Raw genomic sequence first — 25,277 nt, forward strand, 5'->3', positions numbered from 1 at the left:
TGCCATGCGCGTGTGGACCGTCGCCAACCAGAAGGGCGGGGTGGGCAAGACCACCACGGTGGTGAGCCTCGGCGGGCTGTGCACGCTGCGCCGCCAGCGTGCGCTGCTGGTGGACCTCGACCCCCACGGTTCGCTCACCGCCTACTTCGGCGTCGACCCGGAATCCGTCTCGCCGAGTCTGTATGACGTCTTCCGCGGCAACGGACAGGTGCCGGCGGGGCTGGTGCGCGGCACCGGCGTCGAGGGCCTGGACCTGCTGCCGGCGGCGACGGCGCTCGCCACCCTGGACCGCCAGCTTGGCACCCGCCAGGGCATGGGGCTGATCCTGCGCCGCGCGCTGGCGAGCCTCGGCGGTGACTACGACCGCGTGCTCCTGGACTGCCCGCCGATGCTCGGCGTGCTCATGGTCAACGCGCTGGCGGCGAGCGAGCGGCTGATCATCCCGGTGCAGACCGAGTTCCTGGCGCTCAAGGGCCTCGACCGCATGCTCGCGACGCTGGCCATGATCCAGCGCTCGCGCACCCATCCGCTGCCCTACGTCATCGTGCCCACCATGTACGACCCGCGCACCCGGGCCTCCACCGAGAGCCTGGCGGCGCTGCGCGAGCAGCACGGCGAGACGCTCTGGAGCGGGGTCATCCCCGAGGACACCCAGTTCCGCGAGGCCAGCAAGCAGGGCCGCCCGCTCACCGTCGCCCACCCCTGGGAGCGCGGCAGCCAGGCCTACCGCAAGCTGCTGCAGGCCCTGGAGGCCGAGCCCGCCGCCGCTGGCAGCGAGGAGGCGGCAGGCCATGGCTGAGCCGAAGACCACCCTGCTGGAGCAGGACGCGGCCATCTACGATTACCTCGACGCGCTGCTGCGGGAGATCCCGGAGGAGGCGCCCCGAGGAGCGGTCTCCGATCGCAAATCCTCCTCAGTGGGAGCGGTCTCCGACCGCGATCCGGCGCGTGAGCGCCGGACGAAGGCCCCGGAGCATCGCCGCGAAATCGCGCCTCCCACAGCCGAAGCCACCCCAGCGGCCGAATCGAAGCCTGTAGGAGCGGCGCCCCCGCCGCGAATCCCCGAGCCGGCCTCGGCGCCAGCCCGCGCCCCCGGCGAGCCCCCCGAATGGGCCCATCCCAGCTTCCAGGCCCTGCTCTTCCAGGTCGGCCGGCTGAGCCTCGCGGTGCCGCTGATCACCCTGGAGGGCGTCGTCCCCTGGGACGGCGATCACGTGAGCACCATGCCCCGGCAGCCGGCCTGGGTGCATGGCCTCATGCGCCACCGCGACCGCAACGTCACCGTCATCGACACCGAGCGCCTGGTACTGCCCGCCGAGCGCCGGCCGGCCGCGGAGGCGCAGACCGGGCCCGGACATATCCTGCTGGTGGGGGACGGGCGCTGGGGCCTCGCCTGCCGCACGGTGGGCGAGGTGATCCGGCTGCGCCCCGACGAGGTCAAGTGGCGGGGCGCCGGCGGCCAGCGGCCCTGGCTCGCCGGCACGGTGCTCGGGCGCCTCTGTGCCCTCATGGATACCGGGGCCTTTGCCGATATGCTCCAACAGGGGACCGCCGCCGGCGCGGCGGCCACAGCGGACAGGAGAACAGGACATGGCTGAGCAGCAGGCAGCGCGGGTGGAGGACGCGACAACCCAGTGGGTGACCTTCAAGCTCGATGACGAGGTCTACGGCATCAACGTCATGCAGGTGCAGGAAGTCCTGCCCATGACCGAGATCGCCCCGGTGCCCGGGGCGCCGCCGTACGTGATGGGCATCATCAACCTGCGCGGCAACGTGGTCACGGTTATCGACACCCGCATGCGCTTCGGCCTCGAGCAGAAGACCCCCGAGGACGGCGACCGCATCATGGTGGTGGAGACCGAGGACCAGGTGGCCGGCATCGTGGTGGACGGCGTGGCCGAGGTGACCTACGTGCGCGAGTCCGAGGTGGACACCGCTCCGAACGTCGGCAACGACGACGCCGCCCGCTACATCTGGGGCGTGGTCAGCCGCGAGGACTCGCTGACCATCCTGGTGGACGTCAACCGCCTGCTGACGCGGGACGAGTGGGAGGAGGTGGCGGCGCTCTGACGCAGGCCGCCGGGCGGCGTGCCCGGCGTCTGCGCCCGCCGCCCGCCGCGCGCATCGTGGACGAGCAGGATCCGGTCCGGCCGACGTCGCCGACCACGCCGGTGCGCCCGCGGCGCGACCGGCGCGAGGAGCCGCGCCCGGAAAAGCCGCCGAAAAAGCGCCGCCGCCCGGGGGATATCACCGACGACGACGGCGAGCGCAAGGATGACGGGCCGCTCGTGGACGATTACGCTTGAGCCCATGCCGCTCCTGCCGCTGATCGCCGTCATCATCGCCGCCTTCGCCCTGGCCATTGCCGCCGTGGCGCTGGTGGCCAACCGCCGCCTCGCCGGTGAGCTCGCCCGCATCGAGGCCCAGTCCCGCGACACCGCCGAGCAGTTCCGCGGGCTGACCGCCGGCACCGTGGGCCAGAGCCGCAACCTGGCCCGCCTGCAGCAGGACCTGGAGCGCCTGCGCGAGCGCCTGGACCAGGTGGCCAGCCAGGAGGGCGGCGGCGCCGCCTTCGAGCAGGCCATCCGCATGGCCCGCAAGGGCCACCCCGCCGGCGAGATCATGGAAACCTGCGGCCTCTCCCAGATGGAAGCCGACCTCGTCGTCCTCCTGCATCAGGAATCCCGCGCCGAGGGCTGAACTCTGGCTTTCTGGCCGACGTGGGATTAACCGCGAAGACGCGAAGGGCGCAAAGCAAAGCAGGTCGTGCGCGGCAACGCCGCGTGCGACACCCCCAAGCCATCCGCCGGGCCCACGCCACGCGCCGCTGTTGAACACAACGACACAACGGACACAACGATTCACCACGAAAACTCCCATCGTTGTGACCCGTGGTGCTCGTGGTGTCGTTGTGTTTAATCGCCCCCGTCAGACTTTTGCCCCAACGGACGCAGGATTATGCACAAAGCAAAGTACGTCGTGCGCGGCAACGCCGCGTGCGACATCCCCAGACCATCCGCTGGCCCAATGCCACGCGCCGTTTTGGAACACAACGACACAACGGACACAACGATTCACCACGAAAACTCCCATCGTTGTGACCCGTGGTGCTCGTGGTGTCGTTGTGTTTAATCGCCCCCGTCAGACCTTTGCCCCAACGGACGCAGGATTAAACACAAAGCGACGAAGTCCTGTAGGTCGGCAAGCGCAGAGCGCTCGCCGACAGCCGCGCCGAGCGCGGCGCCTGGCAGTCCGCCTGCCGACCTAATTCCTTTTGCGTCGCCTTTGCGCCCTTCGCGCCTTCGCGGTTAATCCCCTAATCCCCGCCCCGATCCGGCGCACCCCCCGAGCCCGGCCGCCGCCCCTTGACCAGGTACGCAAAGGCAATCACCTCGGCGACCGCGCGGTAGAGCGGGGCGGGGATCTCCTGGTTGAGGGGGAGCTTCGCGAGCACCTCCACCAGGTCGCGGTCGTTCTGCAGGGGGATGTCGTGGGCCTCGGCGAGGCGCAGGATCTCCTCGGCCAGGGCGCCGCGGCCCTGGGCGGTGACCCTGGGCGCCTCCCCGGTGTACTCCAGTGCAACCGCGATGCGCTCCTGGCGCCGCTCGCGCTTAGGCCCGCTCATCGAGCACCCCCGCCGCCGGCAGCGTGATGCGGTCCGCGGGTTGCCGCGGCCGGCCCGGCCAGGCCTCCAGGGTGGCGACGGCGAGCCCCGCCGCCTCCAGCTGCGCGGCCAGCTGCGGCAGCATCGACTCCAGCCGCCCCCGCAGCGCCTCGCTCTCGCTCCACCAGTGCACCCCGAGCCCCTCGGCGCCGAGCCACAGGCGCGCCTCCAGGCGGTCGCCGTCGGCGAAGGCGAGGGTCACGTCCACGCTCCATTCGTCCTCCTCCGGAGTCTCACCGCCCTGGCCGTCGCGCTCCTCCTCCAGCGGGCCGCGCAGGCGCAGGTTCAGGGTATCCAGCTCGCCCTGGGCGTTGATCAGCAGCTCGAAGGCCAGGTCGAGGCGGTTGGCCTCGCCGCCCTGGCCAGGCTCGAGCTGCAGCAGGGCCAGCCGGCTCAGCGCCGCCTCGCTGCCGCGGGCGAGCTCCAGCAGCTGACGCTGCAGGCCTTCGTCCACCGTCGTGTCCGCGCCCCCCGTCGCCGCGAGCTGGCCGCGCACCCGGTCGGCGAAGCGGGCGAGCAGCGCCTTCACGTCCTGGCCGGCGAGCTCCGGCACGCGCTGGGGCGGTGTGCGCGCGAGCAGGGGCTCCAGCAGCACGCCGGAATCGCGCAGGGCGGTGCGCAGGCCCTCGGCGTCCGCCAGTGTGCGCGGCGAGGGCAGGGCGGCCAGCAGCGCCTCCGCCGCCTGGCGCACGGGCGGCGCGAGGGCGCCCGGCGCCGTCTGCGGCTGGGGCCCTGTCGGCGCCGGCGTACCAGCCTCGCTGCGCGCCGGGGCGGCGCGCAGGGCCGGGGGCAGGGCCCGCATCGCCTCGCCCAGGGGCTGCTGCCGGGGCTGATGGCGGCGTATTGCGCTGGTCTCGGCCGGCGGCGCTTCGCGTCGCCGGGCGACGATCTCCAGGGCGAGGCGACCCTTGTCCTCCGTAACCTGCAGGGTCAGCCGCTCGCCGGCGGCCAGGTCGGCGCCCCGGGGCAGCGGCAGCGTCAGCCGGCCCACGCGCACCGCCAGCCGGGCGTCCTCGCCGCGGACCACCTCGCCCTGCAGGCGCGTGCCCGGGGCGGCCGGCAGCGTCGGCCGCTCGCCGGCGGGCAGCGGCAGGCGCGGCAGGGCAGCGGAGGCGGGCAGCTTCATGGGCTGCCCGCGCGCTTTATCGGGAACCCGACGGGCGAGTCGGGAATCCGACGGTCTATACTGGCCGGCATTGTCATCGTGAAGAATCCGTCAGAATGTCGACATTACGCCCGCGATAGCGGCGGTTTTTCGTTGGCACACTTCTCGCAGAAGCCCCTGCAACCCAAGCATGGAGAAAGGATTGCAGCATGGCCGAACAGTATCAGTCCGCGGGCGGCCCGGTGGGTAGCAGCGTGATGCCCCCGGCCGTGGGGGCGGAAAGCCGGGCCTCCGCCGCCGCGCGGATGCTGTTCTATCTCCAGTCGGTGCTCGAGCCGCGGGCCGTGCTTGGCCTGTTTGCGGAAGAGCTGGGCCACTGGCTGCCGGTGGACCGTGTACGTTTCGAGGATGCCGAAGGGCGCCTGCTCCATGGCGGCGCACGGCGCGGCCTCAGCCATCGTGCCGAATACCGCCTGAGCGACGCCGATGGCGGCCCCCTCGGGAGGCTCACGGTCGAGCGCCGCATCCGCTTCACCGAGCCGGAGCTGGAGCGCCTGGAGGAGGCCATCATCCTGCTGGAGCGGCCGCTGCGGAATGCCATCGCGCATCAGCGTGCGCTCCGACAGGCGCGCTGCGACGCGCTCACCGGACTCTACAACCGCGCCGCCCTGGACGACATGCTGGCCCGGGAGCTCGAGCTCGCCCGGCGCCACGCCGCCCCGCTGGCGCTGGTGGTGCTGGACATCGACGCGTTCAAGCAGGTCAACGACGAGCACGGCCACCGCCTCGGCGATGCCTTCCTGACCCATGTGGCCGGGCAGCTCAAGCGCTTCGCCCGCGGCAGCGACCTGCTCTTCCGCTACGGCGGCGACGAGTTCGTCCTGCTCACCCGCCAGACCGGCGCCGATGGCGCCCGCTGTCTGGCCGCGCGGCTGGTGCGGGCGCTCGGCGAGAGCCCGTTCCGCGAAGGCGACCTGGAACTGCCTGTCAGCGTAAGTGCCGGTATCGCCGAGCGGCGCGGCAATGAAAGCGCGGACGAGCTCTTCGACCGCGCCGACCGCGCCCTCTATAACGCCAAGGCCAACCCGGAGACCCGCGTCGAGAAGGACTGACCCCGCGCCCCGCGGCGAGGGCAGGCTGCAATGGCCTGTAGGTCGTGCACGGCGAAGCCGTGTGCGACATCCCGATTAATGCAACCCCGGCGGCACTGCACGTCGAGCGGCACGGTCGATAGGCAAACGCCCCTCACTCGCCGCCAGGGCCCGCAGCTTGTGCACGGCGAAGCCGCATGCAACATCCCATGTAGGTCGGCAAGCGCGTAGCGCTCGCCGACAGCCGCGCGGAGCGCGGCACGCGGTTAGGCACCGGACCGGAAACTACCCACCCCTCACCGACCCAAACGTCGGCGTCCAGGCCCCGGCGCTGCGGGCCCCCTCCGGCAGCGCCGCCAACGCCTCCCTGGCCGCCTCGCGCTCCGCATAGTCACCGAGGAACAGCCGATACCACTCACCGCCATCGCGCTCGCCCCGCACCACCCGCACTTCGTCCGCAATCTCCGGATTCTGGCCGAGGAAGCGCTCCACGGTACTCATCTGGCGGGCAGCCAGAAGCTGGATCGTGTAGTGATCCGCCGGCCGCGTGGCGAACCAGTCATTGTCGTCGGCAGGCGTGGCCGGCGCCTCGCCAGCGTCGCCCGTGTCCCCCGATCCGGCAGCGGTGTCTGCGGCCTCCGCCTCCGGTGTCTCCTCCGCTGCCCCCGCAACCTCATCAACCTCTTCGGATGAGCCGTCCGCGGCTGCCGCGGCGTCGTCTGTCTCGACGGTCGTCGCAACGTCCGCGTCGGCGGAGCCTTCGCTGCCTCCGGCAGCCGGCGCCACCTCCGCGGCTTCAGCCGCGTCGTCTCCTTCGGTCTCGGCGAGTCCGGCCAGCGGGTCGGGCAATGTCCAGACGTCCAGCGGCTCCGCCTCCGGCGGCGCGTCCGGCACCGGGCCGTCGGAAACGGCCGCCTCGTCGGCGGCGGACAGCTCGCTCCCGGAAGCCGTCGGTTCGTCCTCGGTGTTGGTCAGGGCGTCCGCCCCCTCCCGATCAGCCGCGCCCTCCGCGTCAGCCTCGTCGCCATCGTTGCGGGTGATATCGATGGCAACGGTCTCGCGGTCGCTGGTGTCCTCGAATGTCTCCGTCTCCTCGCCACCAAAGGGGCCAAGCACGTTCAGCGAGAGCACGGCCAGCGCGAGCGCGCCGCCGGCGAGCAGCAGCGTCCGGCCATGGCCGCCCAGCAGGCCCCCGCCGGCGCCGCCGTGCCGGGCCTTGGCCCGCAGCACCGCCGCAGCCGCAGTGTCGATCCGCCCCGGCAGTCCCTCGGAGACGCGATGAATGCGCCGGTAGTCCGCCGGGCGCAGCAGCCGGCTCGGGCTGCCGCCGGCGGCGGTGATGCGGTGGTCGACATGGATACGCGTCTTCTGCTCCGAGAACGGCGGCAGGCGCAGCACCGGCGGCGGCTCGGCCAACGCCAGCGTGTCGCTCACCTGGCGCGCGGTGGCCTCGGCCGTGCGCTCCTCCAGCGCCAGCGCCAGCCCGCAGTCGAGCTCCCGGGCGTGGCGGAGCAGGGCGTCCAGACTCGCGCCGTCGAGGGCGTCCGCGTTGTCCACCAGCAGCGCCTGCGGCCCGCGGCGGCCACTCACCGCCACCAGCGCGGCCGCCGGGTCCTCAGAGCGCGCGTCCACCCGCGTGGCGGCCAGCGTCTCCGCCGCCTCGGCGACCTGGGCGAGGAAATGCGTGCGCCCGCTGCCGGGCAGCCCGCTCACCAGCAGCGGCGTCGCCCGGGCATCGAGCACACCGAGTGCAAGGTTTACCCGCGTCTCGTCGTCCTCGTCCGGCGGCACCGGCGCCACGCCGTCGAACGGCTGGTGCTGCAGCCCAAGCGCCTCCAGCGCCTCCGGCGCCAGGCGCCGCTCGTCCCCTGTGTCGGCCATCGACCGCCTCCCGGCAGTGAGAACGGCGCTCAGTCTAGGGCCGCACCAGCCTCGGACACCAGCGCCGACGCACGCCCCGCGCCTTGACTCCCGGGGGCACCCTCCCTAGTATTTCCGACGCTTTACCGGACACGTCCCCATCGTCTAGCTGGCCTAGGACACCACCCTTTCAAGGTGGCGACACGGGTTCGAATCCCGTTGGGGACGCCATTTCTCTGGTTGGCAAATAAAGCGCACCGGGCCGCGACGTAGTCTTTCGCCCTACACAATCGCCAGTGGCCGCCGTGATGCCGGCGGCGGAAACAGGCCCTCCAGCTCCGCGCGCTGTTCCTCGGTAAGCCGGATGTCCAGTGCCCCCCGGTTCTCCGCCACCCGCTCCCGGTGCGCGGTTTTCGGGATGGCGATGACGTCGCCTTGATCCAGGAGCCAGGCAAGTGCCGCCTGGGCCGGCGTGATGCCATGGCGCTCGGCAAAGGCCCGCAATTCCTGGTGGCGCAGCAGCGCACCCTGGCCGAAGGGGCAGTAAGCCATGACCGGGATCGCGCGCTGGCGCAGCCAGGGCTGGATCTCCCATTCGATGCCGCGCTCGCCCAGGTGGTAGAGCAGCTGGTTGGTGGCGACGGCGCGGCCGCCGGGGACTTCCCAGAGCTCCTCCAGGTCGGCGAGATCCAGGTTGCTCACGCCCCAGTGGCGGATCTTCCCGGCCTGCTGGAGGTCCTGGAACCCTGCCACCGCCTCGCCGAGGGACGCGCCGCCGCGCCAGTGCAGCAGGTAGAGGTCGATGCGGTCAGTGCCAAGCCGGCGCAGGCTGCGCTCGCAGGCGGCGGCGACGCCGCGGCGGGAGGCGTTGTGCGGGAAGACCTTGCTGACCAGGAAAACCTCGTCGCGGCGACCGGTGATGGCCTTGCCCACCACCTCCTCGGCGCCGCCGTCGCCATACATCTCCGCGGTGTCGATCAGGGTCAGGCCCTGGTCGAGGCCGGCCTGCAGGGCCGCCACCTCGGCCTTGCGCTCGGCGCGGCGCTCGCCCATGTGCCAGGTGCCCTGGCCCAGCGCCGGCACGCGTTCACCTGCGGGTAGCTCGACGTATTGCATGCTCATGGTCCGTATGTTGGTTGCGCTGTTGTGCGGGCAGGCTATCAGAGCAGCGTCGTCGCTGGCCGGCAGCAGATGTGCCGATACGTTGTGCCGTCATTGCCTGAACGAGAAGTGGCGGGGCTGCGACTTTCTGGTTGAGCAGTGTGGTGTTATGGTGCGTTGGTGTACTTGCTCGAGAGGCCGATATGGGACGCTTGACGATTACGCTCTCGGATGAGCAGCAGCGGGCCCTCAGGGAGACTGCTGCCCGCACGGGCAAGAGCATCCGGCAGCTGATCGAGGAGAGCCTCCAGGCGTACGGCGTTAAGTCCACGACGACAGCAGCGGACCTGGTAGCGCGCGCTCGGGCACACGCGCGGTTGCCGCCGGACGAGGCCGTCGACCTTGCGATTCGGCAGACCCGGGACCATCGCGCGGGTCGGTGATGGCCCCGCCAGCCGTCATCGACACCAATGTGCTGATCGCTGGTCTGCTCGCGCGTGATCCGCAATCCCCGCCGGTCCGCATTGTCGACGGCATGCTGGCGCGCAACTTCCGCTACCTGCTCTCGCTGCCACTGCTCGTGGAGTACCGCAGCGTGCTTCTCCGCGCACGGATCAGACAGCTGCACGGCCTTGGCGATGCTGAAATCGACGGCCTCCTGGAGGCATTGGTCGCGAATGCGCTGCTTCAGGAACCGATCCCGACGCTGGACGAAGATCCACCGGATCCCGGAGATCGGCATCTCTGGCTGCTGCTTGGAGCGCGCCCGGGGGCCCTTTTGGTAACCGGCGATACCGCCCTTCTGCGAAATCCGCCGTCGTTCGCTAGCGTTGTCTCACCCGCAACCTTTATTGGGTTGACTTCCAACCTAACGCCGTGACAGGGATTCGCGACCCGGCCGGTTCCGTCTCCCCCTACCTCGGACGTTATCTGGGGAGACGGGTACGTCTAGCGCCGAGGCGACAGCTCGTCTTCCGCTCTGCTGCCTTGCGTATCAGCCCAGCGCGGATGGTTCCTCTGTTCTACCGGGGGAGCGTTGCATTGAAAGACGCCACTGCGTCGTCCGAGATGTTGAAGCTTGCCGTTGCCCTGGCTGCAGGCCGTTGTGAGCCCAACTGGGCCTGATCGCCAACAGTCAGCCGCCCCTGCCTTCCTGCGCGTGGGGTTGAGGTGGCGGTAGACTCCGCGCATGGCCGATGACTCCCCGCAGATCAGCCTTTTCGACCGCCCGGAGGACGTGGTCGCGCGTCTCGGCGGTCGCCGCTGGCCGGATCCCGAGTCTGTGCCGCATAACGCGGGACGCAACAAGGTTTCGGAGCAGGTGTTGCGGGATCTGCGCGCGGCGGAGCAGCCGCTGCTGGTGGTGGGCTATGCGTCGCTGGACCGGTTGCTGGACTTCCTCGCCGAGGAGCCGCGGCCGGGGCGGCGGGTGCGGATCCTGTTCGGGGCGGAGCCTTTTCCCAGCCGTGAGGTGAGCTTCCCGTTCCGCGGCGGGTTTCCGGAGGAGGTGCGGCGCTATTGGGAGCGCCAGGGCGTCTCGCTGCGGCTCTGCGGGGCGATCATCGCCGTGCTGGAGCGGCTTGCCGCCGGGGAGATCGAGGCGCGCTACGTGGACGGCGCCCGGCTGCACGCGAAGCTCTACTGCACGGAGGCGGCGGTGACGCTGGGCTCGAGCAATTTCACCGCGGGTGGGCTCAGCCGCAATCTGGAGGCGAACGCCCGCTTCACCGCGGGTGAGTCGCGCTTTCGCGAGATCTGGCAGCTGGCGGAGAACTACTGGGCCTCCGCCCGCGATTACGGGAGCGAGCTGTGCCGGCTCCTGGAGGCGATGCTGCGCTTCGTCGGCTGGCGTGAGGCGCTGCTGCGGGCCTGTACGGAGCTGCTCGAGGGGGAGTGGGCGGAGCAGTATCTGCGCATGCAGGGCTATGCGAGGGAGCTGCCCCTGTGGCCGAGCCAGCGCCAGGGCATCGCGCGGGCCTTATGGGTGATCCAGAACGCCGGCAGCGTCCTGGTGGCGGATGCCACCGGCTCCGGCAAGACGCGCATGGGGGCGCACCTGGTGCGCTCGGTGATGGACCGCATCTGGTCCCATCAGCGGATCCGCAAGGGCCAGCCGCTGCTGGTCTGCCCGCCGGCGGTGCAGGAGACCTGGCGGGACGAGGCGCGGGAGTGCTCGCTGCCGCTGCTCACCGAGTCCCACGGGCAGCTGAGCCGGGGTGGCGGGGACGCGGGATCGTCCATCCAGGATCAGGTCCGCCGTGCGCAGGTGCTGGCGGTGGACGAGGCGCACAACTTCCTCAACGCCCGCTCGCGGCGGACCCGGGCGCTGCTGAACAACATGGCGGACCACACCGTGCTGTTCACGGCCACGCCCATCAACCGCAGCGCCCAGGATCTGCTGCGCCTGGTGGACATGCTCGGTGCGGACAATCTGGACCCGGATACGCTCAAGCGATTCGAGCGCATGCTGCGCCGGGAGCGGGTGGACCGCACCCTCTCCCGGGAGGAGCTCGCGCTGCTGCGTCGCGAGATCCGCCGCTTCACCGTGCGGCGGACGAAGGCGGAGCTCAACCGGATGATCGACCGCGATCCGGACGCCTATCGCAACGCCTACGGCGAGCGCTGCCGCTACCCGGAGCACCGCTCACGGCTCTACGCCCTGGAGGAGACGGCCGCGGACCGGGACCGCGCGCGGCAGATACGCGAGCTCGCCGACCAGCTCTGCGGCGTCGCCTATCTGCATCGGCGCATCCAGATGCCCGGTGTGCTGCGCCAGGAGGGGTGGAGCGAGGAGAAGTATCTCGCCTCCCGGCTCAGCGCCGCCCGCAAGCTGCCCGCCTACATCGTGATGGCGGCGCTGCGCTCCAGCCGCGCCGCATTGCTGGAGCATATCCGAGGCACAGTGCATGCCGCCGAGGCCTTCGGCCTGGAGGCGACGTTACACAAGACGCCCACGGGCGATGTCCTGAGCACCCTGGCCGAGCTCGCCGGCCGGCCGCCGGAGAACGGGCTGCGTATCCCGCTGCCGGACTGGCTGACGGACCCGGAGCGCCACCGCGCTGCCTGCGAGACGGACCGCCGCATCTACCGGGAAATCGAGGCCCTGGTGCTGGCGATGAGCGACGCACGGGAACGCCGCAAGGCCACGTTTCTGCAGACGTTGCTGCGCTCCCACGGGCTGCTGGTGGCCTTCGACAGCCGCCCGGTCACCCTGGCGCTCATGCAGCGGCTGCTGGCGGGTGCCGCTGGCGCGAAGTCGATCCTCGCCTCGGGGAGCGAGGCACGGGGGCGGGGCGAGGTCAACCAGCGGTTTCGCCTGGGCTCCGCGGATCGCGGCATCGTGGCGCTCTGCTCGGACAGCATGGCCGAGGGCATCAACCTGCAGCAGGCGGGCTGCATGGTGCATCTGGACATGCCGAGCGTGGTGCGCGTCGCCGAGCAGCGGGTAGGGCGGGTGGACCGCATGGACAGCCCCCACGAGCGCATCGACGTGTGGTGGCCGAAGGATGCCCCGGAGTTCGCCCTGCGGGCGGACGAGCGCTTTATCGAGCGCTACGAGACCGTCGAGGCGCTGATCGGGGCGAACATGCCGCTGCCGGAGGGCATGGCGGACACTCACCGCGAGGCGGTGGATGCCGAGCAGCAGGTGCAGCGCATCGAGGAGTCGCTCAACGCGGAGGCGAGCTGGGATGGCATCGAGGACGCCTTCTCCAGCGTGCGACGGCTCATCCAGGGTCCCAGCGCGCTGGTGGACGCCGAGGCCGGGGAGGCCCGCACCCCGGATGGTGATGAGGTCTCCTCACGGGTCTGTCTGGTGCGCAGCGAGCGCTCCTGGGCGTTCTTCTGCCTGGGGGGTACCGGCGCGCAGGCGCCCAACTGGCTGATGTTCCCGGCGGGCGGTGGCGGGCCGCTGACGGATCTGGCCGCGGTGTCGGGCGCCTTGCGCGAGGCGCTGGCGGAGAATCCGGAAGACGTCCCGTTCGACCGCGGGGCGGCGGACTGGCTGAATCGTTTCATCGACCGCCTGCCGGCCGCCCAGCGGCAGATGCTGCCGCTGAAAAAGCAGAAGGCGCTGGCGGAGATGGAGCATGTGCTGGACCACTACCGCCACGAGGCGGCCTTGGCGCAACGCCAGTCCGAGCTCGAGGCCTGCGACCATCTGCTCGACGCGCTGCGGCATCCCGATCCGGAGGCGCCGCCGGACTGGGACGCCCTCGCCGAAACCTGGCTCGATCTGATTCGCCCCGTGTGGTACCGCAAGCTCACCGAGGGGCGCCGCCGGCGGCGGCCGCTGCTGCTGCGGGATCTGCGCCGGGATCTCACCGGGGCCGACCGCATCCCGCCCGAGCGCATTATCGAGGCCGTGCAGGGAATCGGCACGCTCCCCGCGCTGGAGCGCCGCGTGCGGGCGGCGATTATTGGGGTGCCGGAGTGAGATCGTCGGCGCCCACTGATTTCGTGCTCTAAAAGTGGCGCAGATGCAGGAGCTCGTCGACGAGGGCTTGCGTAGCGGCGCCGGGACTCGCGCGATGGATGAGCTGCGTGACGAGGCATTGCGGCGGGCGGACAACAGTTGACCTAACGCCGAATGAGCTACCGCCTCAGCCGCGATGTCTTCATCATCCGCGTGCGCCATGCGCACTAGGACTGGCAGTGAGTTCCGGCCTGCGGGAATGGATCAGTGCTTCTTTAAGGGTCGGAGAACGTCGCGGGTGTCTGCGGGCTTCGATTCACCGTCAGCGAGAACACATCGGGCCGCGCATAGTGCCCGCAGACGTCCAGTGAGCGCCGTGCGTGCCGGGCGTCCTCGGTGTCGATCTCGGCGTAGAGGATGCCCTTGTCGCGGTTGAGCGGGCCGGCGGCGATCTCGCCGGAGGGGGCGATGACGACGGCGTTGCCGACGTTGATCCACTCGTCCGGGGTGTAGAGCGCATCGCGCTGGGGGAAGTCGGCGGGGAGGTCGCTGCCCTGGATGGCGGTGGCGGTGCCGATCACCCAGCAGCCGCCCTCTTTGGCGATGTGCCGCAGGGTGGCGAGGGCGGTGTCGCTGGCGTCCCACGTCGGGTTGACGAAGATCTCCATCGCCTGGGCGTAGAGCGCGTAGCGGGCGAGCGGCATGTAGCACTCCCAGCAGATCAGGCTGCCGAGCCGCCCGGCGGGGGTGTCGACCACGTTCAGGCCGCTGCCGTCGCCCATGCCCCAGACCATGCGCTCTGGGTTGGTCGGCATGAGCTTGCGATGCCGGTTGAGCAGGCGGCCGTCGGGCCCGATCACCACCACGGTGTTGAACAGGGTGGTGCCGCTGTACTGACTGTCGATCTCGTGGATGCCGGTGACCAGGGTCACCCCGTGACGGGCGGCGGCGTCCTGGATGGGGAGTAGCGTCTCTCCGCGGAGGTCGACGGCGTTGGCGCGCAGGCGTGCGTGGATCTCGCTGGAGAGGGCCATGTCGCCCCCGGGCCGCAGCCGCCAGATCCAGGTGGGATAGCCCGGAATGTAGGCCTCGGGAAACACCAGCAGCCTGGCGCCGGCGCCGACGGCCTCGTCGATGGAAGCAAGCATCCCTTCGATGGTGGCGTCCCGCTGCAGCAGCACCGGGGGCTTCTGGATCACGGCGATCCGGGTGGTCATCGGGGGATCCTCGGCAGGGAGGCCCCTGCGGCGGTTCACGCGGACGCGGAACCTCTACCTAGCATACGCGGTTTTCGCCGCCTCACCGGCGCTGCCGCTCGGGCAGCGGGCCATTCGCGGGCCACCCAGAGACCCGGTTCTCGGGCTGCGCATCGCGCTCCCAGGGTGTGCGCTCATTCACCCTGGAAAAACGTAACCGATTGACTACGCTCGATGTTGTTCCGTCCGGGGGTGCGGGCGCGCGCGGGGCGCGCTCACGGCGGGGGATCGGGAGGGGGATCATGTGTTGCCGGTTTGCTGCGCCGCTCGTGGCGCTCCTGTGCCTGCACTGGGGGAGTGCCCTGCACGCCTTCGAGCTGCCCGGCTGTGGGCCGCTGGAGGAGTGGGCGGGGACCCTGGAACCCGGGGAGACGTTCGCGCTGCGCGAGGCGGTCGAGGTGACGACGCTGCTGCGCCCGGAGGTCGTGGTGCCGCTGACGGGGGCGCCGGCGGATGCCTGGTCACGCCAGGATGTGGCCGCCCTGCGGCGTCAGCTCAACGACTGCCGCGGCGAGGTGCCGGGGGATCAGCCGGCGCGGGCGCGTCAGCTCTACGATGCGATCAAGGCCCTGGACGGGGCGCGGCGGCCGCTGGTGCGCATGAAGCAGGAGCGGGGGAGGATAGAGACCACGGTCGAGCGGCTGCTGGAGCGGCGGGCCGATGAGCGCCTGCCGGCGCAGCTCGCCCTGACCCAGGACGTTTTCCGCGGGGAGCCCGCCGCGCCGGAGCGGTACGGCCTGCGGGGCGTGCCCAACTGGATCCGCCACGTGGAGCGCGCCCGGCCGTACCTGACCGGCGCCGAGGTGGACGCCCTGGTCGCCCGTCTCGAGACGCGGCGGGCGGCGCTGGCGGCCGAGGCGGCGCGTGTGGCGGCGGAGCGCGAGGCGACGCTCGCGGCGCTGCGCGCGGAGCTGGCGGCCGTGCCCGAGGACGAGTCGGGGCTGCGGCGGCTGGACGAGCTTCAGCGTTCGCCGCGTCTGAACGAGCTGCCGGCGGAGGCGGGGCGAGCGTTCCGCGGCGAGGTGCAGCAGCGGCGCCGCACCGTGCTCGCCGCCGTGGAGGCGGAACGCCAGCGCCGATACGCGGCCGAGCGCGCCCGGGCAGCCGAGGAACGCGCGGCGCGGGAGCGCGCCGCCCGCCAGGCGGCCGAGGCTCGCGCGGCGCAGGAACGGGCCGCCCGCGCCCAGGCGGAACGGGCCCGCCAGCAGCAAGCTCAGGCCGGCCGTCCCGGCCGGCCGGCTGGGGAGCAGGCGCCCGCGGCGCCGGCCGACGGCGGGATCGCCGCCCATCTGGCGGAGGTCCTTGCCGGCGACGGTCCCGGCACCCTCACGCTGGTCGGCCTCACGCCCGACACGGCGCAGGGCGAGGTGCTCGAGCACCTGCGCCAGCGCCTGGGCTACGAGGAGATGATGTCGCCGTTCTTCACCCGCGCCTGGGGTCGGGGTGACGCGTTCGTCGAGCTACGGACCATGGGCGATGCCGTCGGCCAGCTCGACTACACGGAGTACTTCCGCCCGGCGCTGGATACCGCGGCCGTGGCGGCCGCGCTGACAGAGCGTTTCGGGCCGCCGGACGCCGTCGAGAGCCTGCGCGGCTCCGGGCGGCTGATGACCTGGCGGCGCGACGGCCAGGGGCTGCAGGTCTTCGCGACGGATATCCTGCACGCCGCGGTGCGGCATCAGGGCTACACCGGCCGCATCAGCATCAGTCTCTGGGACGAGGCCTACGACCGCCATCTGGCCGGGGTGAACCGCCGCTGCGCGGAGCTGCGCGACCGGCCGCAGGATCAGTGGAGCATGAACGATGGCCAGTACTTCAGTGCCAACTGCCCGCTGATGTCCAACGCCGAGCGGCACGCCGGGGTGCAGGTGGTGGAGTAGCGTCGCCATCGCGGGCGAGCACCACAGGCGTCCCGGCACCGCGCCCGACAGGCGGCGCCGAGAACGGCTATCCTGCGCGTAATGCAAAGCCCACTGGTTCCCCGGCCCCGCGAGCCACGCCTCAGGCGCCACACCCTGGTGGCGCTGGTCTACCTCGTGGCGGCGTCGGCCTACATCCTGATCAGCGGCATCGGCCTCGCCTGGCGCTACGAGTACGACGTCATCGTGCTGCGTGCGGAGACGCTGAAGGGGCTGGGCTTCGTCATCGTCACCTCCGGGTTGCTCTGGTACGGGCTCAAGCGTGCCTACCACACCCGGCTGTTCGGGGAGCGCATCTTCACCACGCTGGTGGAGTCCCTGGACGATGCCGTGCTGGTGCTGCGGCTGCCCGAGCGGGTGGTCGTCTATGCCAATCCGGAGGCCGAGCGGCTGTTCGGCTATCCGGAATCGGCGCTGGCTGGCGCCGATACGCGCCGCCTGCACGTGGACGAGGCGAGCTTCGCGCAGTTCCAGGCGCTGAGCGCCGGCGAGGTGGCGGCCGGCAGGCCGTACCGTGGCGAGTTCACCATGCGCGCCCGGGACGGGCGCGTGTTCCCCACCGAGCACCTGGTGTCCATGTTCACCGTCGACGGCAGCGAGCGGTACGCGGTGAGCGTGGTGCGCGACATCACCGAGCGCCGGCGGCGCGAGGAGGCGGTGCGCGAGAGCGAGGCGCGCTTTCGGCAGCTGGCGGAGAATCTGCGCGAGGTGTTCTGGATCTCGAGCCCCGACAAGCGGGTGATGGAGTACGTCAGCCCCGCCTTCGAGAGCATCTGGGGCCATCCGCCGCAGGCGCTTTACGAGCGCCCAACCCTGTTTCTCGAGACCATCCACCCGGACGACCGGCCGGCCGTCGAGGCAGCGCTGCCGCTGCAGCGCGAGGGCCGCTACGACATCGAGTACCGCATCATCCGCCCCGATGGCGCGACCGCCTGGATCTGGGACCGCGCCGTGCCCATCGCGGATGACGCCGGCGAGGTCTATCGCATCGTCGGCGTCGCCGAGGACATCACCGAGCTCAAGCTCGCCGAGCAGCGCTTCCAGCAGGCCCAGAAGATGGAGGCCGTGGGCAACCTGGCCGGCGGCATCGCCCATGACTTCAACAACCTGCTGACTATCATTCTGGGCAGCCTGGAGGCGCTGGAGGATGGGGGCACGGCCCTGCCCGAGCGCGATGCGGCCCGCATCGCCTCCGCCCGGCGCGCGGCCGAGCGTGGCGCCGACCTCACCCGCCGCCTGCTCGCCTTCGGCCGCGGCCATGCCACCGTGTCCGTGGACGTCGACGTCAACCGCCTGATCGACGACTCCCACCGCATCCTGGCCCGCACCCTCGGCGAGGACATCGAGCTGCACATCGAGCCCGTGCGCCCGCCGGCCTGGGTCAGTGTGGACCCGACCCGGCTCGAGTCCGGGCTGCTCAACCTCGCCGTCAACGCCCGGGACGCCATGCCCGGCGGCGGCGGGCTGACGATCCGCGCCGTGCGCGAGCGGGTGGATGCGCGGCAGGCCGAGTCGCTCGGCCTCGCCGCCGACGCCCCGTACGTGGTGATCGAGGTGACGGACACCGGCACCGGCATGACGCCGGAGGTGCAGAGCCACGCCTTTGAGCCCTTTTTCACCACCAAGGAGGCGGGGCGCGGCAGTGGCCTTGGCCTCAGCACGCTCTATGGCTTCGCGCGCCAGTCCGGGGGTACGGTGACCATGGCCAGCACACCGGGGCAGGGCACCTGCTTCCGGCTCTACCTGCCGGAGGGCGAAGCCCCGGTACCAGCGGCGGCGGAGGTGGGCAATCCCCGCGCGGAGCCGTCCGCCGACCCCCTCCGGGGCCTGCAGGTCCTGCTGGTGGAAGACGACGATACCGTGCGCCAGCTGGTCGTCGATCAGCTGCAGGCCCTCGGCTGCGCAGTCACCGCCGTGGACCGCGGCGACGCCGCCAGGGAGCGCCTCGAGGCCGGAGTGCCGGGTTTTGATGTCCTAATCAGCGACGTGGTCATGCCGGGGGGCCTCAGCGGCCCGGAGCTCGCCCGCGAGGCCCGCCAGCGCTGGCCGGCACTGCGCGTGCTGCTGACCTCCGGCTACCCGGACCGCGCCAGCGAGGCGGGGGCGGACCTGCCGGAAGGCGTCGCCTTCCTGGCCAAGCCGTTCCGCGCGGCCCAGCTTGCCGCGGCGCTGCGGGCGCTGTGCGGGCCGCCGACGGACTGAACGCCGGCGCAGCCATGCGCCGCCGATCTCCGCCGACGCCGGCTTCGCTCCGTGGTGCTGGCCGGCTTCGCGCGGGATTCAGCACGGGGGCGCGCCCCAGGCGGGCAGTTCTGGCCGTGCTGGCATGATCCGAACGTCCGGGAGCGGCGCCCTCGCCGCGAACGGGGCGCTGCGGTCGCCGCGGGTGGCGGCGCCTACAGCGAGCTCACCCGGGCCTCGCCGGCGGGCTCGGCGGGCGCGCCGTGGTCCGTGCGGCAGCGGCGGTGATCGGCCAGGGCCTCGATCACCCGGCAGCCGCTCGCGTGGCCCTCGCAGCGGTCGGCGAGCATCCGCTGCAGTTCCGCCTCCAGCGCCTGCAGTCGCTCGATACGCGAGCGCACGTTGGCGAGATGGGCCTCGGCGATGGCGTCGGCGGCGTCACAGGGCTGCTCCGGGTGGTCGCTCAGGGCGAGCAGATCGCGCACTGCCTCCACCGAGAAGCCGAGCTCCCGCGCATGGCGGATGAAGCTCAGCCGCTCGGCATCCGCCTGCCGGTAGCGGCGCTGGTTGCCGCTGGTGCGCGCCGGCGGCGGCAGCAGGCCAAGCTGCTCGTAGTAGCGCACGCCCTGGGCGGAGCAGCCGCTGCGCCGGGCGAGCTCGCCGATGGTCAGCATGGGGTGCCTCCAGGGTCGGGCCGCATGGGTGTCACCCGACAGTGTAACCCTTGAACCTACAGCGGCTGTAGGTCGTAGCCTCCTCACGAGGAGGTGGGCCGATGAGTCAATGCTGCGGTTCCGACGCCTGTGAGTCCGCCGATGGCGACGGGGCGACCCGGGGCAGGGCACGCGTCTACGTCGTCGAAGGGCTTTGCTGTGCCCAGGAGGTGACCGCGCTGAAGCAGGCCCTCGGGCCGCTGGTGGGCGATCCAGAGAGGCTCGGCTTCGATGTGATGCGAGGGCGGCTGCGCGTGCCCGCGGAGGCGCCGGTGAGCGACGCCCGCATTCGCGAGGCCGTCGCCAGCACGGGCATGACCGCGCGCCCGGAAGCGGCCGGCGACACCGGGAGCGCGGGGCCCGCGGACCGCCGCCCGCTGCGCGCGGCGCTGGCGAGCGCGGGGCTGATCGTGCTCGCGCTGGTGCATCACGTGGCGGTGAGCTGGGAGGGCAGCCTCGGCTCCTTGCTGCGCGGCGAGGGCGTAGGCCTGCCGCTGCCGGAGCTGCTGCTCTATCTGGCTGCCATCGTGACCGGCGGGCGATTCGTCGCCGTGCGCGCCTGGTACGCGCTGCGCCGGCGGCGCCTGGACATGCACGTGCTGATGACGGTTGCCGTCGTCGGTGCCATGGTGCTCGGCGAATGGCTCGAAGGGGCCATGGTCGTGTGCCTGTTTGCCGTCTCCCTCGCGCTCGAGAGCTGGAGCGTCGGCCGCGCCCGGCGGGCGGTCGAGCGGCTGCTGGACCTGCGCCCGGAGACTGCCCGCGTGCGCACTGCGGATGGCACATGGGCCGAGCGGCCGGCGGCCGAGGTGGCGGAGGGCAGCCGCATCCAGATCCGCCCGGGTGACCGGGTACCGCTGGATGGCCAGGTACTCGATGGCGCGAGCAGCGTGGATCAGGCGGCGGTCACCGGCGAAAGCGTGCCGGTGGCGAAGGCGGCCGGGGACACGGTCTACGCCGGTACCGTCAACGTCGAGGGCACCCTGGAGGCACGCACCACGGCGCCGGCGGACGGCACGCTGCTTGCGCGCATCCTGCATCTGGTGGAGGCCGCCGAAGGCGGCCGCGCCGAGACCGAGCAGTGGGTGGACCGCTTCGCCCGCGTCTACACGCCGGCGGTGTTCGCCGCCGCGCTCGCCACGGCCTTCATCCTGCCCTGGCTGCCGGGGTGGACCCTCGCCGAGGGCGTCTACAGCGCCCTGGTGCTGCTGGTGATCGCCTGCCCCTGCGCGCTGGTGATCTCCACGCCGGTGAGCATGGTGGCGGGGCTCGCGAGCGCGGCCCGCCACGGGGTGCTGATCAAGGGCGGGCGCTTCCTGGAGCTGCCGGCACAGGCGCGCGCGGTGGTGCTGGACAAGACCGGCACCCTCACGGCCGGGCGCCACCGGGTCACCGCGGCGGTGGCGCTGCCGGGGCGCGACGAGGCCGACCTGCACCGCGTCGCCGCGGCGCTCGCCGCCCACAGCAGCCATCCGCTGTCGGCGGCGATCCGTGCGGCGCTGCCGGCGCCGGCCGGGCAGGCCGCTGAGGCGTCCGCGGTGGTGGCGGCGCCCGGGCGGGGCGTCAGCGGGGAGCTGGACGGCCGGATGGTGGCCCTCGGGGCGGTGCGGTTCCTGGCGGAGCGGGGGCTGGACACCCGTGCGCTGGAGGCCGCCACGGCCGCCCACGAGGCCGCGGGCGAGACCGTGGTGGCGGTCGCTGACGGCACCGGGCCGGTCGGCTTCTTCGCCCTCGCCGACCGCCCCCGACCGGAGGCCGCGGCGGCGCTGCAGGACCTGCGCCGGCTCGGGGTGGGCACCCGCGTCATGCTCACGGGCGACAAGCGCCGCACGGCGGAGGGCGTGGCCCGCGGGCTGGACCTCACCGGGATCGAGGCCGAGCTGCTGCCGGAGGGCAAGGTGGACGCCGTGGCCCGGCTCGCCCGCCGCCACTCGCCGCTGATCTTCGTTGGCGACGGGGTGAACGACGCACCGGCCATGGCACGGGCCGACCTCGGAATCGCCATGGGCGCGCTCGGCAGCGATGTCGCCATCGAGACCGCGGATATCGCGCTGATGACCGACGAGCTCGACCGGCTGCCCTGGCTCGTCCGCCACGCCCGGCGGACGCTGCGCGTCATCCGCCAGAACGTGTTTACCGCGCTGGGCGTCAAGCTCGTGTTCGTGGTGCTGGCGCTGCTGGGGATGGCGAGCCTGTGGGGGGCGATTGCGGCGGATGTGGGCACGACGCTGCTGGTGGTGCTGAACGCCCTGCGCCTGCTGCGGGCCGATGCGCCATCGGCTCCTGCGGCGGCGGGCGCAGAGGCGCCGGCGCTCGACGCGGCGTCACACGGCTGACCGGAGCGATCCGCTACACTGGGGGCAGGTAGGCTACCCGGCGGGAGGCGCGACGCGATGGCGCTGGCGAGCCGTGACTACTCCGCCGCCGAGCAGTGCGCCGACCGCTGGCTGCACCGGGTCGGCATCGGCGTGGCCGTGGTCGGCGTCGGCGTGCTGCTCTGGCTGGCGGCGGGCCGGCACGATGCGCTGCTGCTGGTTGGCGTTGCCCTCTACAGCGTCGGCCTGCTGGCGATGCTGGTGGCCTCCGCAGTGGCCAACCACCATCTGGGCGCCAGCGGCGAGGGGCTGCTCTGGCGCGAGCGCTTCGACCACGCGGCGATCTTCCTCATGATCGCCGGGACCTACACCCCCTTCACGCTGACCGTGCTCGCCGGGCCCTGGGGCGTGGGGCTGCTGGCCTTCGTCTGGAGCCTGGCGCTCGCCGGCGCGGGGCTGAAGCTCACGGGCCGGCTCGGCTACGGGGCCTCCATAGCGCTGTACCTGCTGCTCGGCTGGAGCATCCTGCCCGCGCTGAAGCCGCTGGTGGCGGGGCTCGCCCTTCCGGCGATGGTGCTGCTGGTCGCCGGGGGTGTGGTCTACACCGCGGGCGTGCTGGTGTTCGTCTGCTCACGGCTGCCTTTCCATACTGCGATCTGGCACGGCATGGTGATGGCGGCGGCAGGCTGCCACTACGCCGCCGTGCTGCTCGGCGTGGTGGTTCCCGCAGGCACTGGCAACCTCTGAGCACGCCATGACAGAGGCCGACGATCGCGCCCACTGGGAGCACATCTACGCCACCCGCTCGCCGGAAGCGGTGAGCTGGTATCAGGCCGAGCCGACGCGCTCCCTGGAGCTCATCGAGGCCAGCGGGGCCGGGCCGCACAGCGCCCTGGTGGATGTGGGCGCGGGCGCGTCGCGGCTGGTGGATTGCCTGCTGGCACGCGGCTGGCAGGACATCACCGTTCTGGATTTCTCCGTCACCGCCCTGGAGGCCGCGCAGTGCCGCCTCGGCGAGCCGGCGGCGGCGGTGAACTGGCTGGTGGCCGATGTGCGCGAGTACCGGCCCGAGCGCCCGTTCGACCTCTGGCACGACCGCGCCGTCTTCCATTTCCTCACCGATGCGGCGGACCGGGAGGCCTATCGGCGATCCCTCGAGGCCGCGCTGCGCCCGGGCGGGCACGTGGTCATGGCCACCTTCGGGCCGGACGGTCCCGAGCGCTGCAGCGGCCTGCCTGTGGTCCGCTACGACGCCGAAGCCCTCACCGCCGCCCTGGGCAGCGGCTTCCGCCTGCTCGAGGAGCGCGCGGAGCAGCACCGGACCCCAAGCGGCGTGACCCAGGCCTTCCGCTACTTCCTGTTGCGGCGGGAGGGTGCGTAGCGCGCCTGTCGCCGCCGGTGCCGGGCAGGAGGCTCATGGCGCGTCCATGAGTCGCCGCACGCAGCCGTTCAGCGCCGCCACGGCGTCCCGGGGATCGGCGCCTGTCAGCCGGCCGTCCCGAACCCGCGGCATGCCGTGTACCAACACCAGATCTGCCCGCGGCGGCGGGCTCAGCACCAGCGCCGCCAGCGGGTCATGCACCGCGCCGCCGGCGAACGCCGGGTCGTCCAGGCGGAAGGCCGCGATGTCGCCCACGCAGCCGGCGGCCAGGCGGCCGAGCTCGGGGCGCCCGAGCACGGCGGCGCCGCCCCGCGTGGCCAGCTCCAGCGCCTCCGCCGGCGTGAGGGCGCCCGCGCCGCCCCCGGCGCGCTGCAGCAGCAGCGCCTGGCGGGCCTCCTGGAGGAGGTGACTGCTGTCGTTGGAAGCGGCGCCGTCGGTGCCGATGCCCACCGTCAGTCCGGCCTCGCGCAGAGCGCGTACCGGGGCGATGCCGGTGCCGAGGCGCATGTTGGAGCACGGGCAGTGGGCGATGCCACAGCCATGGTGGCCAAGGCGCAGGCGCTCGGTGGCGTCGAGGTGGATGCCGTGGGCGAACCAGACGTCTGCGCCGACCCACTCCAGGGATTCCGCGTAGCCGGCCGGCGTGGTGCCGAGCGCACGCCGGCAGAAGTCCCGTTCCTCGCGGCTCTCGGCCAGATGGGTGTGCAGACCGACGCCATGCCGGCGGGCCAGTGCGGCGGTGCTGCGCATCAGCGCCGGGGTGACCGAGTACGGCGAGCAGGGCGCGAGGGCGATGCGCAGCATCGCGCCCGGCGCGGGGTCGTGGTAGCGGGCCAGGACGCGCTCGCAGTCGGCGATGATGGCGTCATCCTCCTCCACCGCTTCATCCGGGGGCAGGCCGCCGCGGCTGGCACCGAGGGAGATGGCGCCGCGACAGGCATGCAGCCGCAGCCCGAGCGGCGCCACCGCCTCGATCACGTCGTCGACACGGCAGCCATTCGGCCAGAAATAGCCGTGGTCGACGCTGGTGGTACAGCCCGAGAGCAGCAGCTCCATCGCGGTGACCCGTGCGGCGGCGTGCAGGGCCGGCGGGTCGATGCGGGACCAGAGTGGATACTGGGCCCGCAGCCAGTCGAAGAGCCCCAGGCTCTGTGCCGCCGGCCAGCAGCGCGTGAGCGTCTGGAAGAAATGGTGATGGGTGTTGATGAGCCCGGGGACGAGCACGTGCCGGCTGACGTCAATGGTGGCGGCGGCGTGGCCGGCCAGCTCGGCGGCGGGACCGATGCGCTCGATCCAGCCGTCGCGCAGCAGCAGGCTGATATCGCGCTGCAGCTGCGGGCCGTTGCCCGTATCCACCAGCGCGGCCCCGGCGTCGCGCAGCAGCAGAGTGTTCCCGTCGTCACCGGACATGGGCCCGGTACCTCCTCGCCCCCGGCGGCCGCGGCGCCGCCGCCTGAATGCCCCCGATGGGGGTGATCCGTGTCGACAGCCCGTCCGTTCCGTAACGGGTGCCGTGAGGCAAGGGTAGCGGCTGGTGACCGGTTGGGCTTGCCGGGCGAGAGTGGCCGGTGCAGGGGAGCCGCCGGATCAGTCGCTGGAGCAGTCGCGCACGAAGGGCCGGAGCTTTTTGCGGCTCTGGGAGACGTATTCCCGGGCGGCGCCCGGCGTGCGCCCGAGGCGTGCCCCGATCTCGGCCATCGCCAGCCCGTCCAGGGCCGCCCAGATCAGGCAGCGCGCGCGGTCGGGATGGGCCCGGGCGAAGCGGACCAGTGCCAGCCGGATGCGGGCGCCGTGCTCCTCCTGCGCCACCTGCTCGGGGATCGACAGCTGGGGGTCTGCCAGACGCTCGATCACGTCGTCGGCGAGCGGCTGCTGATGGCGGCGCAGCCGCAGCGCGTCGATCATCACCCGGCGCGCAGTGGTGCGCAGCCACGCCCCGATGCGCGCGGGATCCCGGACCTCATGGGCGTGCCGGATGAGGCGCAGGAAGGTGTCGTGGGTCCAGTCGTCCGCTTCGGCCGCGCTCACCCCCTGGCGGCGGTAGCGTTCGCGGAGCCCGGCGGCGTGCCGGCGGTAGAGGCTGGCCAGCGCACGCTGGCGCTCGTGCGGCCGGCCATGGCGGAGCGCTGCCATCAGTGCGGCGTCGCTCTCGTCCCCGGCGTGACCGCCGTCCATGCGCTGGGCATGGCCGTCCGGCGTCGGTGGTGTCGGCATCGAAGTCTTCCTCCAAGGCTTGTTGTTCTTGGTGCCCGGAGTGGCTGCGCAGACGGTCCGAAC

The 25,277-nt window shown here is 72.2% G+C and carries 22 protein-coding genes and 1 tRNA gene; 15 read left to right on the top strand and 8 right to left on the bottom strand.

Translation table 11 applies throughout. From position 1 onward, the window contains the following. The first annotated feature begins 4 nt into the window (after positions 1-4). Genes LMH63_RS09215 through LMH63_RS09235 form a run of 5 tightly spaced genes read left to right on the top strand, consistent with a single transcriptional unit; the run spans position 5 to position 2,700 of the window. Positions 5-799 (top strand): ParA family protein, encoded by a 795-nt coding sequence (locus tag LMH63_RS09215; protein WP_109677736.1) that lies wholly within the window; start codon positions 5-7, stop codon positions 797-799. After that, a complete protein-coding gene (locus LMH63_RS09220) occupies positions 792-1,598 on the top strand; it encodes a chemotaxis protein CheW (protein WP_109677738.1) in 807 nt (268 codons plus the stop codon). The genes LMH63_RS09215 and LMH63_RS09220 overlap by 8 nt, the downstream gene beginning before the upstream one ends. After that, complete coding sequence (locus tag LMH63_RS09225; RefSeq protein WP_109677740.1) at positions 1,591-2,070, top strand: chemotaxis protein CheW; 480 nt, start codon at positions 1,591-1,593, stop codon at positions 2,068-2,070. Before LMH63_RS09220 ends, LMH63_RS09225 begins: the two co-directional genes overlap by 8 nt. 56 nt (positions 2,071-2,126) lie before the next feature. Further along, a complete protein-coding gene (locus LMH63_RS09230) occupies positions 2,127-2,306 on the top strand; it encodes a hypothetical protein (RefSeq protein ID WP_146205189.1) in 180 nt (59 codons plus the stop codon). Next, on the top strand, positions 2,275-2,700 hold the full coding sequence (locus tag LMH63_RS09235; RefSeq protein ID WP_109677744.1) for a DUF2802 domain-containing protein: 426 nt from the start codon (positions 2,275-2,277) through the stop codon (positions 2,698-2,700). Before LMH63_RS09230 ends, LMH63_RS09235 begins: the two co-directional genes overlap by 32 nt. A 616-nt stretch (positions 2,701-3,316) precedes the next feature. Here LMH63_RS09235 and LMH63_RS09240 read toward each other — a convergent pair. Together LMH63_RS09240 and LMH63_RS09245 are read right to left on the bottom strand one after the other, a co-directional pair. Then, entirely contained in the window at positions 3,317-3,625 is a 309-nt protein-coding gene (locus LMH63_RS09240; protein WP_109677746.1) for an EscU/YscU/HrcU family type III secretion system export apparatus switch protein, read from the bottom strand. Further along, positions 3,612-4,790, bottom strand: coding sequence for a flagellar hook-length control protein FliK (locus tag LMH63_RS09245; RefSeq protein ID WP_109677748.1), 1,179 nt, complete (start codon positions 4,788-4,790; stop codon positions 3,612-3,614). Before LMH63_RS09245 ends, LMH63_RS09240 begins: the two co-directional genes overlap by 14 nt. 188 nt (positions 4,791-4,978) lie before the next feature. Here LMH63_RS09245 and LMH63_RS09250 point away from each other — a divergent pair, with 188 nt between their 5' ends. Next, positions 4,979-5,881 carry a GGDEF domain-containing protein gene (locus LMH63_RS09250; protein WP_109677750.1) on the top strand — a complete coding sequence of 301 codons (903 nt, stop codon included), beginning with the start codon at positions 4,979-4,981 and terminating at the stop codon, positions 5,879-5,881. A 264-nt stretch (positions 5,882-6,145) separates the two neighbouring features. On the opposite strand, the gene LMH63_RS09255 is transcribed toward LMH63_RS09250, so the two are convergent. Next, positions 6,146-7,741 carry an SPOR domain-containing protein gene (locus tag LMH63_RS09255; RefSeq protein ID WP_109677752.1) on the bottom strand — a complete coding sequence of 532 codons (1,596 nt, stop codon included), beginning with the start codon at positions 7,739-7,741 and terminating at the stop codon, positions 6,146-6,148. A 133-nt stretch (positions 7,742-7,874) separates the two neighbouring features. Between LMH63_RS09255 and LMH63_RS09260 the strand changes: the two genes are divergently transcribed. After that, positions 7,875-7,951: transfer RNA gene (locus LMH63_RS09260), tRNA-Glu, on the top strand. Between the two features lie 51 nt (positions 7,952-8,002). Here LMH63_RS09260 and LMH63_RS09265 read toward each other — a convergent pair. Then, positions 8,003-8,842, bottom strand: coding sequence for an aldo/keto reductase (locus LMH63_RS09265; RefSeq protein ID WP_199225626.1), 840 nt, complete (start codon positions 8,840-8,842; stop codon positions 8,003-8,005). 182 nt (positions 8,843-9,024) lie between these two features. Here LMH63_RS09265 and LMH63_RS19500 point away from each other — a divergent pair, with 182 nt between their 5' ends. From LMH63_RS19500 to LMH63_RS09275, 3 genes are all read left to right on the top strand, one after another. Then, a complete protein-coding gene (locus LMH63_RS19500) occupies positions 9,025-9,264 on the top strand; it encodes a ribbon-helix-helix protein, CopG family (RefSeq protein WP_109677754.1) in 240 nt (79 codons plus the stop codon). Beyond that, entirely contained in the window at positions 9,264-9,701 is a 438-nt protein-coding gene (locus LMH63_RS09270; RefSeq protein ID WP_109677757.1) for a PIN domain-containing protein, read from the top strand. Before LMH63_RS19500 ends, LMH63_RS09270 begins: the two co-directional genes overlap by 1 nt. A gap of 309 nt (positions 9,702-10,010) precedes the next feature. Further along, positions 10,011-13,256: an SNF2-related protein gene (locus LMH63_RS09275; protein WP_109677759.1), complete on the top strand. Its 3,246-nt coding sequence runs from the start codon at positions 10,011-10,013 to the stop codon at positions 13,254-13,256. A gap of 254 nt (positions 13,257-13,510) precedes the next feature. Here the strand turns inward: LMH63_RS09275 and LMH63_RS09280 are convergent, their stop codons facing one another. Then, entirely contained in the window at positions 13,511-14,452 is a 942-nt protein-coding gene (locus LMH63_RS09280; RefSeq protein ID WP_109677761.1) for a carbon-nitrogen hydrolase family protein, read from the bottom strand. A gap of 281 nt (positions 14,453-14,733) precedes the next feature. Between LMH63_RS09280 and LMH63_RS09285 the strand changes: the two genes are divergently transcribed. Further along, complete coding sequence (locus LMH63_RS09285; protein ID WP_146205190.1) at positions 14,734-16,371, top strand: hypothetical protein; 1,638 nt, start codon at positions 14,734-14,736, stop codon at positions 16,369-16,371. A gap of 81 nt (positions 16,372-16,452) precedes the next feature. Beyond that, positions 16,453-18,612: a hybrid sensor histidine kinase/response regulator gene (locus LMH63_RS09290; protein ID WP_109677765.1), complete on the top strand. Its 2,160-nt coding sequence runs from the start codon at positions 16,453-16,455 to the stop codon at positions 18,610-18,612. A 194-nt stretch (positions 18,613-18,806) separates the two neighbouring features. On the opposite strand, the gene LMH63_RS09295 is transcribed toward LMH63_RS09290, so the two are convergent. Further along, complete coding sequence (locus LMH63_RS09295) at positions 18,807-19,265, bottom strand: MerR family transcriptional regulator (protein ID WP_109677767.1); 459 nt, start codon at positions 19,263-19,265, stop codon at positions 18,807-18,809. Between the two features lie 101 nt (positions 19,266-19,366). On the opposite strand from LMH63_RS09295, the gene LMH63_RS09300 reads away from it, so the two are divergent. From LMH63_RS09300 to LMH63_RS09310, 3 genes are read left to right on the top strand one after another with little or no spacing between them, the layout of a single operon-like run. Continuing rightward, positions 19,367-21,640 carry a heavy metal translocating P-type ATPase gene (locus LMH63_RS09300; RefSeq protein ID WP_109677769.1) on the top strand — a complete coding sequence of 758 codons (2,274 nt, stop codon included), beginning with the start codon at positions 19,367-19,369 and terminating at the stop codon, positions 21,638-21,640. A gap of 57 nt (positions 21,641-21,697) precedes the next feature. Then, entirely contained in the window at positions 21,698-22,366 is a 669-nt protein-coding gene (trhA, locus tag LMH63_RS09305; protein ID WP_109677771.1) for a PAQR family membrane homeostasis protein TrhA, read from the top strand. 7 nt (positions 22,367-22,373) lie between these two features. Then, on the top strand, positions 22,374-23,000 hold the full coding sequence (locus LMH63_RS09310; RefSeq protein WP_109677773.1) for a class I SAM-dependent methyltransferase: 627 nt from the start codon (positions 22,374-22,376) through the stop codon (positions 22,998-23,000). 33 nt (positions 23,001-23,033) lie between these two features. Here the strand turns inward: LMH63_RS09310 and LMH63_RS09315 are convergent, their stop codons facing one another. Both LMH63_RS09315 and LMH63_RS09320 read right to left on the bottom strand, forming a co-directional pair. Further along, the gene (locus LMH63_RS09315; protein WP_109677775.1) at positions 23,034-24,410 is read right to left on the bottom strand and encodes an 8-oxoguanine deaminase; all 1,377 of its coding nucleotides are present in this window, start codon (positions 24,408-24,410) and stop codon (positions 23,034-23,036) included. Positions 24,411-24,587: 177 nt separating this feature from the next. After that, positions 24,588-25,214: an RNA polymerase sigma factor gene (locus LMH63_RS09320; protein WP_109677777.1), complete on the bottom strand. Its 627-nt coding sequence runs from the start codon at positions 25,212-25,214 to the stop codon at positions 24,588-24,590. Positions 25,215-25,277: the final 63 nt, after the last annotated feature.

The sequence above is a fragment of the Spiribacter halobius genome, assembly GCF_020883455.1.
Lineage (GTDB): Bacteria > Pseudomonadota > Gammaproteobacteria > Nitrococcales > Nitrococcaceae > Sediminicurvatus > Sediminicurvatus halobius.

What these genes read in the sequence shown, in the direction of transcription:
- LMH63_RS09275 (WP_109677759.1), top strand. Translation starts at nt 10,011, where the DNA reads ATGGCCGATGACTCCCCGCAGATCAGCCTTTTCGACCGCCCGGAGGAC.
- LMH63_RS09215 (WP_109677736.1), top strand. Translation starts at nt 5, where the DNA reads ATGCGCGTGTGGACCGTCGCCAACCAGAAGGGCGGGGTGGGCAAGACC.
- LMH63_RS09300 (WP_109677769.1), top strand. Translation starts at nt 19,367, where the DNA reads ATGAGTCAATGCTGCGGTTCCGACGCCTGTGAGTCCGCCGATGGCGAC.
- LMH63_RS09320 (WP_109677777.1), bottom strand. Translation starts at nt 25,214, where the DNA reads ATGCCGACACCACCGACGCCGGACGGCCATGCCCAGCGCATGGACGGC.
- LMH63_RS09270 (WP_109677757.1), top strand. Translation starts at nt 9,264, where the DNA reads ATGGCCCCGCCAGCCGTCATCGACACCAATGTGCTGATCGCTGGTCTG.
- LMH63_RS09310 (WP_109677773.1), top strand. Translation starts at nt 22,374, where the DNA reads ATGACAGAGGCCGACGATCGCGCCCACTGGGAGCACATCTACGCCACC.
- LMH63_RS09255 (WP_109677752.1), bottom strand. Translation starts at nt 7,741, where the DNA reads ATGGCCGACACAGGGGACGAGCGGCGCCTGGCGCCGGAGGCGCTGGAG.
- LMH63_RS09225 (WP_109677740.1), top strand. Translation starts at nt 1,591, where the DNA reads ATGGCTGAGCAGCAGGCAGCGCGGGTGGAGGACGCGACAACCCAGTGG.
- LMH63_RS09290 (WP_109677765.1), top strand. Translation starts at nt 16,453, where the DNA reads ATGCAAAGCCCACTGGTTCCCCGGCCCCGCGAGCCACGCCTCAGGCGC.
- LMH63_RS09240 (WP_109677746.1), bottom strand. Translation starts at nt 3,625, where the DNA reads ATGAGCGGGCCTAAGCGCGAGCGGCGCCAGGAGCGCATCGCGGTTGCA.
- LMH63_RS09250 (WP_109677750.1), top strand. Translation starts at nt 4,979, where the DNA reads ATGGCCGAACAGTATCAGTCCGCGGGCGGCCCGGTGGGTAGCAGCGTG.
- LMH63_RS19500 (WP_109677754.1), top strand. Translation starts at nt 9,025, where the DNA reads ATGGGACGCTTGACGATTACGCTCTCGGATGAGCAGCAGCGGGCCCTC.
- trhA (WP_109677771.1), top strand. Translation starts at nt 21,698, where the DNA reads ATGGCGCTGGCGAGCCGTGACTACTCCGCCGCCGAGCAGTGCGCCGAC.
- LMH63_RS09245 (WP_109677748.1), bottom strand. Translation starts at nt 4,790, where the DNA reads ATGAAGCTGCCCGCCTCCGCTGCCCTGCCGCGCCTGCCGCTGCCCGCC.
- LMH63_RS09315 (WP_109677775.1), bottom strand. Translation starts at nt 24,410, where the DNA reads ATGTCCGGTGACGACGGGAACACTCTGCTGCTGCGCGACGCCGGGGCC.
- LMH63_RS09280 (WP_109677761.1), bottom strand. Translation starts at nt 14,452, where the DNA reads ATGACCACCCGGATCGCCGTGATCCAGAAGCCCCCGGTGCTGCTGCAG.
- LMH63_RS09235 (WP_109677744.1), top strand. Translation starts at nt 2,275, where the DNA reads ATGACGGGCCGCTCGTGGACGATTACGCTTGAGCCCATGCCGCTCCTG.
- LMH63_RS09220 (WP_109677738.1), top strand. Translation starts at nt 792, where the DNA reads ATGGCTGAGCCGAAGACCACCCTGCTGGAGCAGGACGCGGCCATCTAC.
- LMH63_RS09285 (WP_146205190.1), top strand. Translation starts at nt 14,734, where the DNA reads ATGTGTTGCCGGTTTGCTGCGCCGCTCGTGGCGCTCCTGTGCCTGCAC.
- LMH63_RS09265 (WP_199225626.1), bottom strand. Translation starts at nt 8,842, where the DNA reads ATGAGCATGCAATACGTCGAGCTACCCGCAGGTGAACGCGTGCCGGCG.
- LMH63_RS09295 (WP_109677767.1), bottom strand. Translation starts at nt 19,265, where the DNA reads ATGCTGACCATCGGCGAGCTCGCCCGGCGCAGCGGCTGCTCCGCCCAG.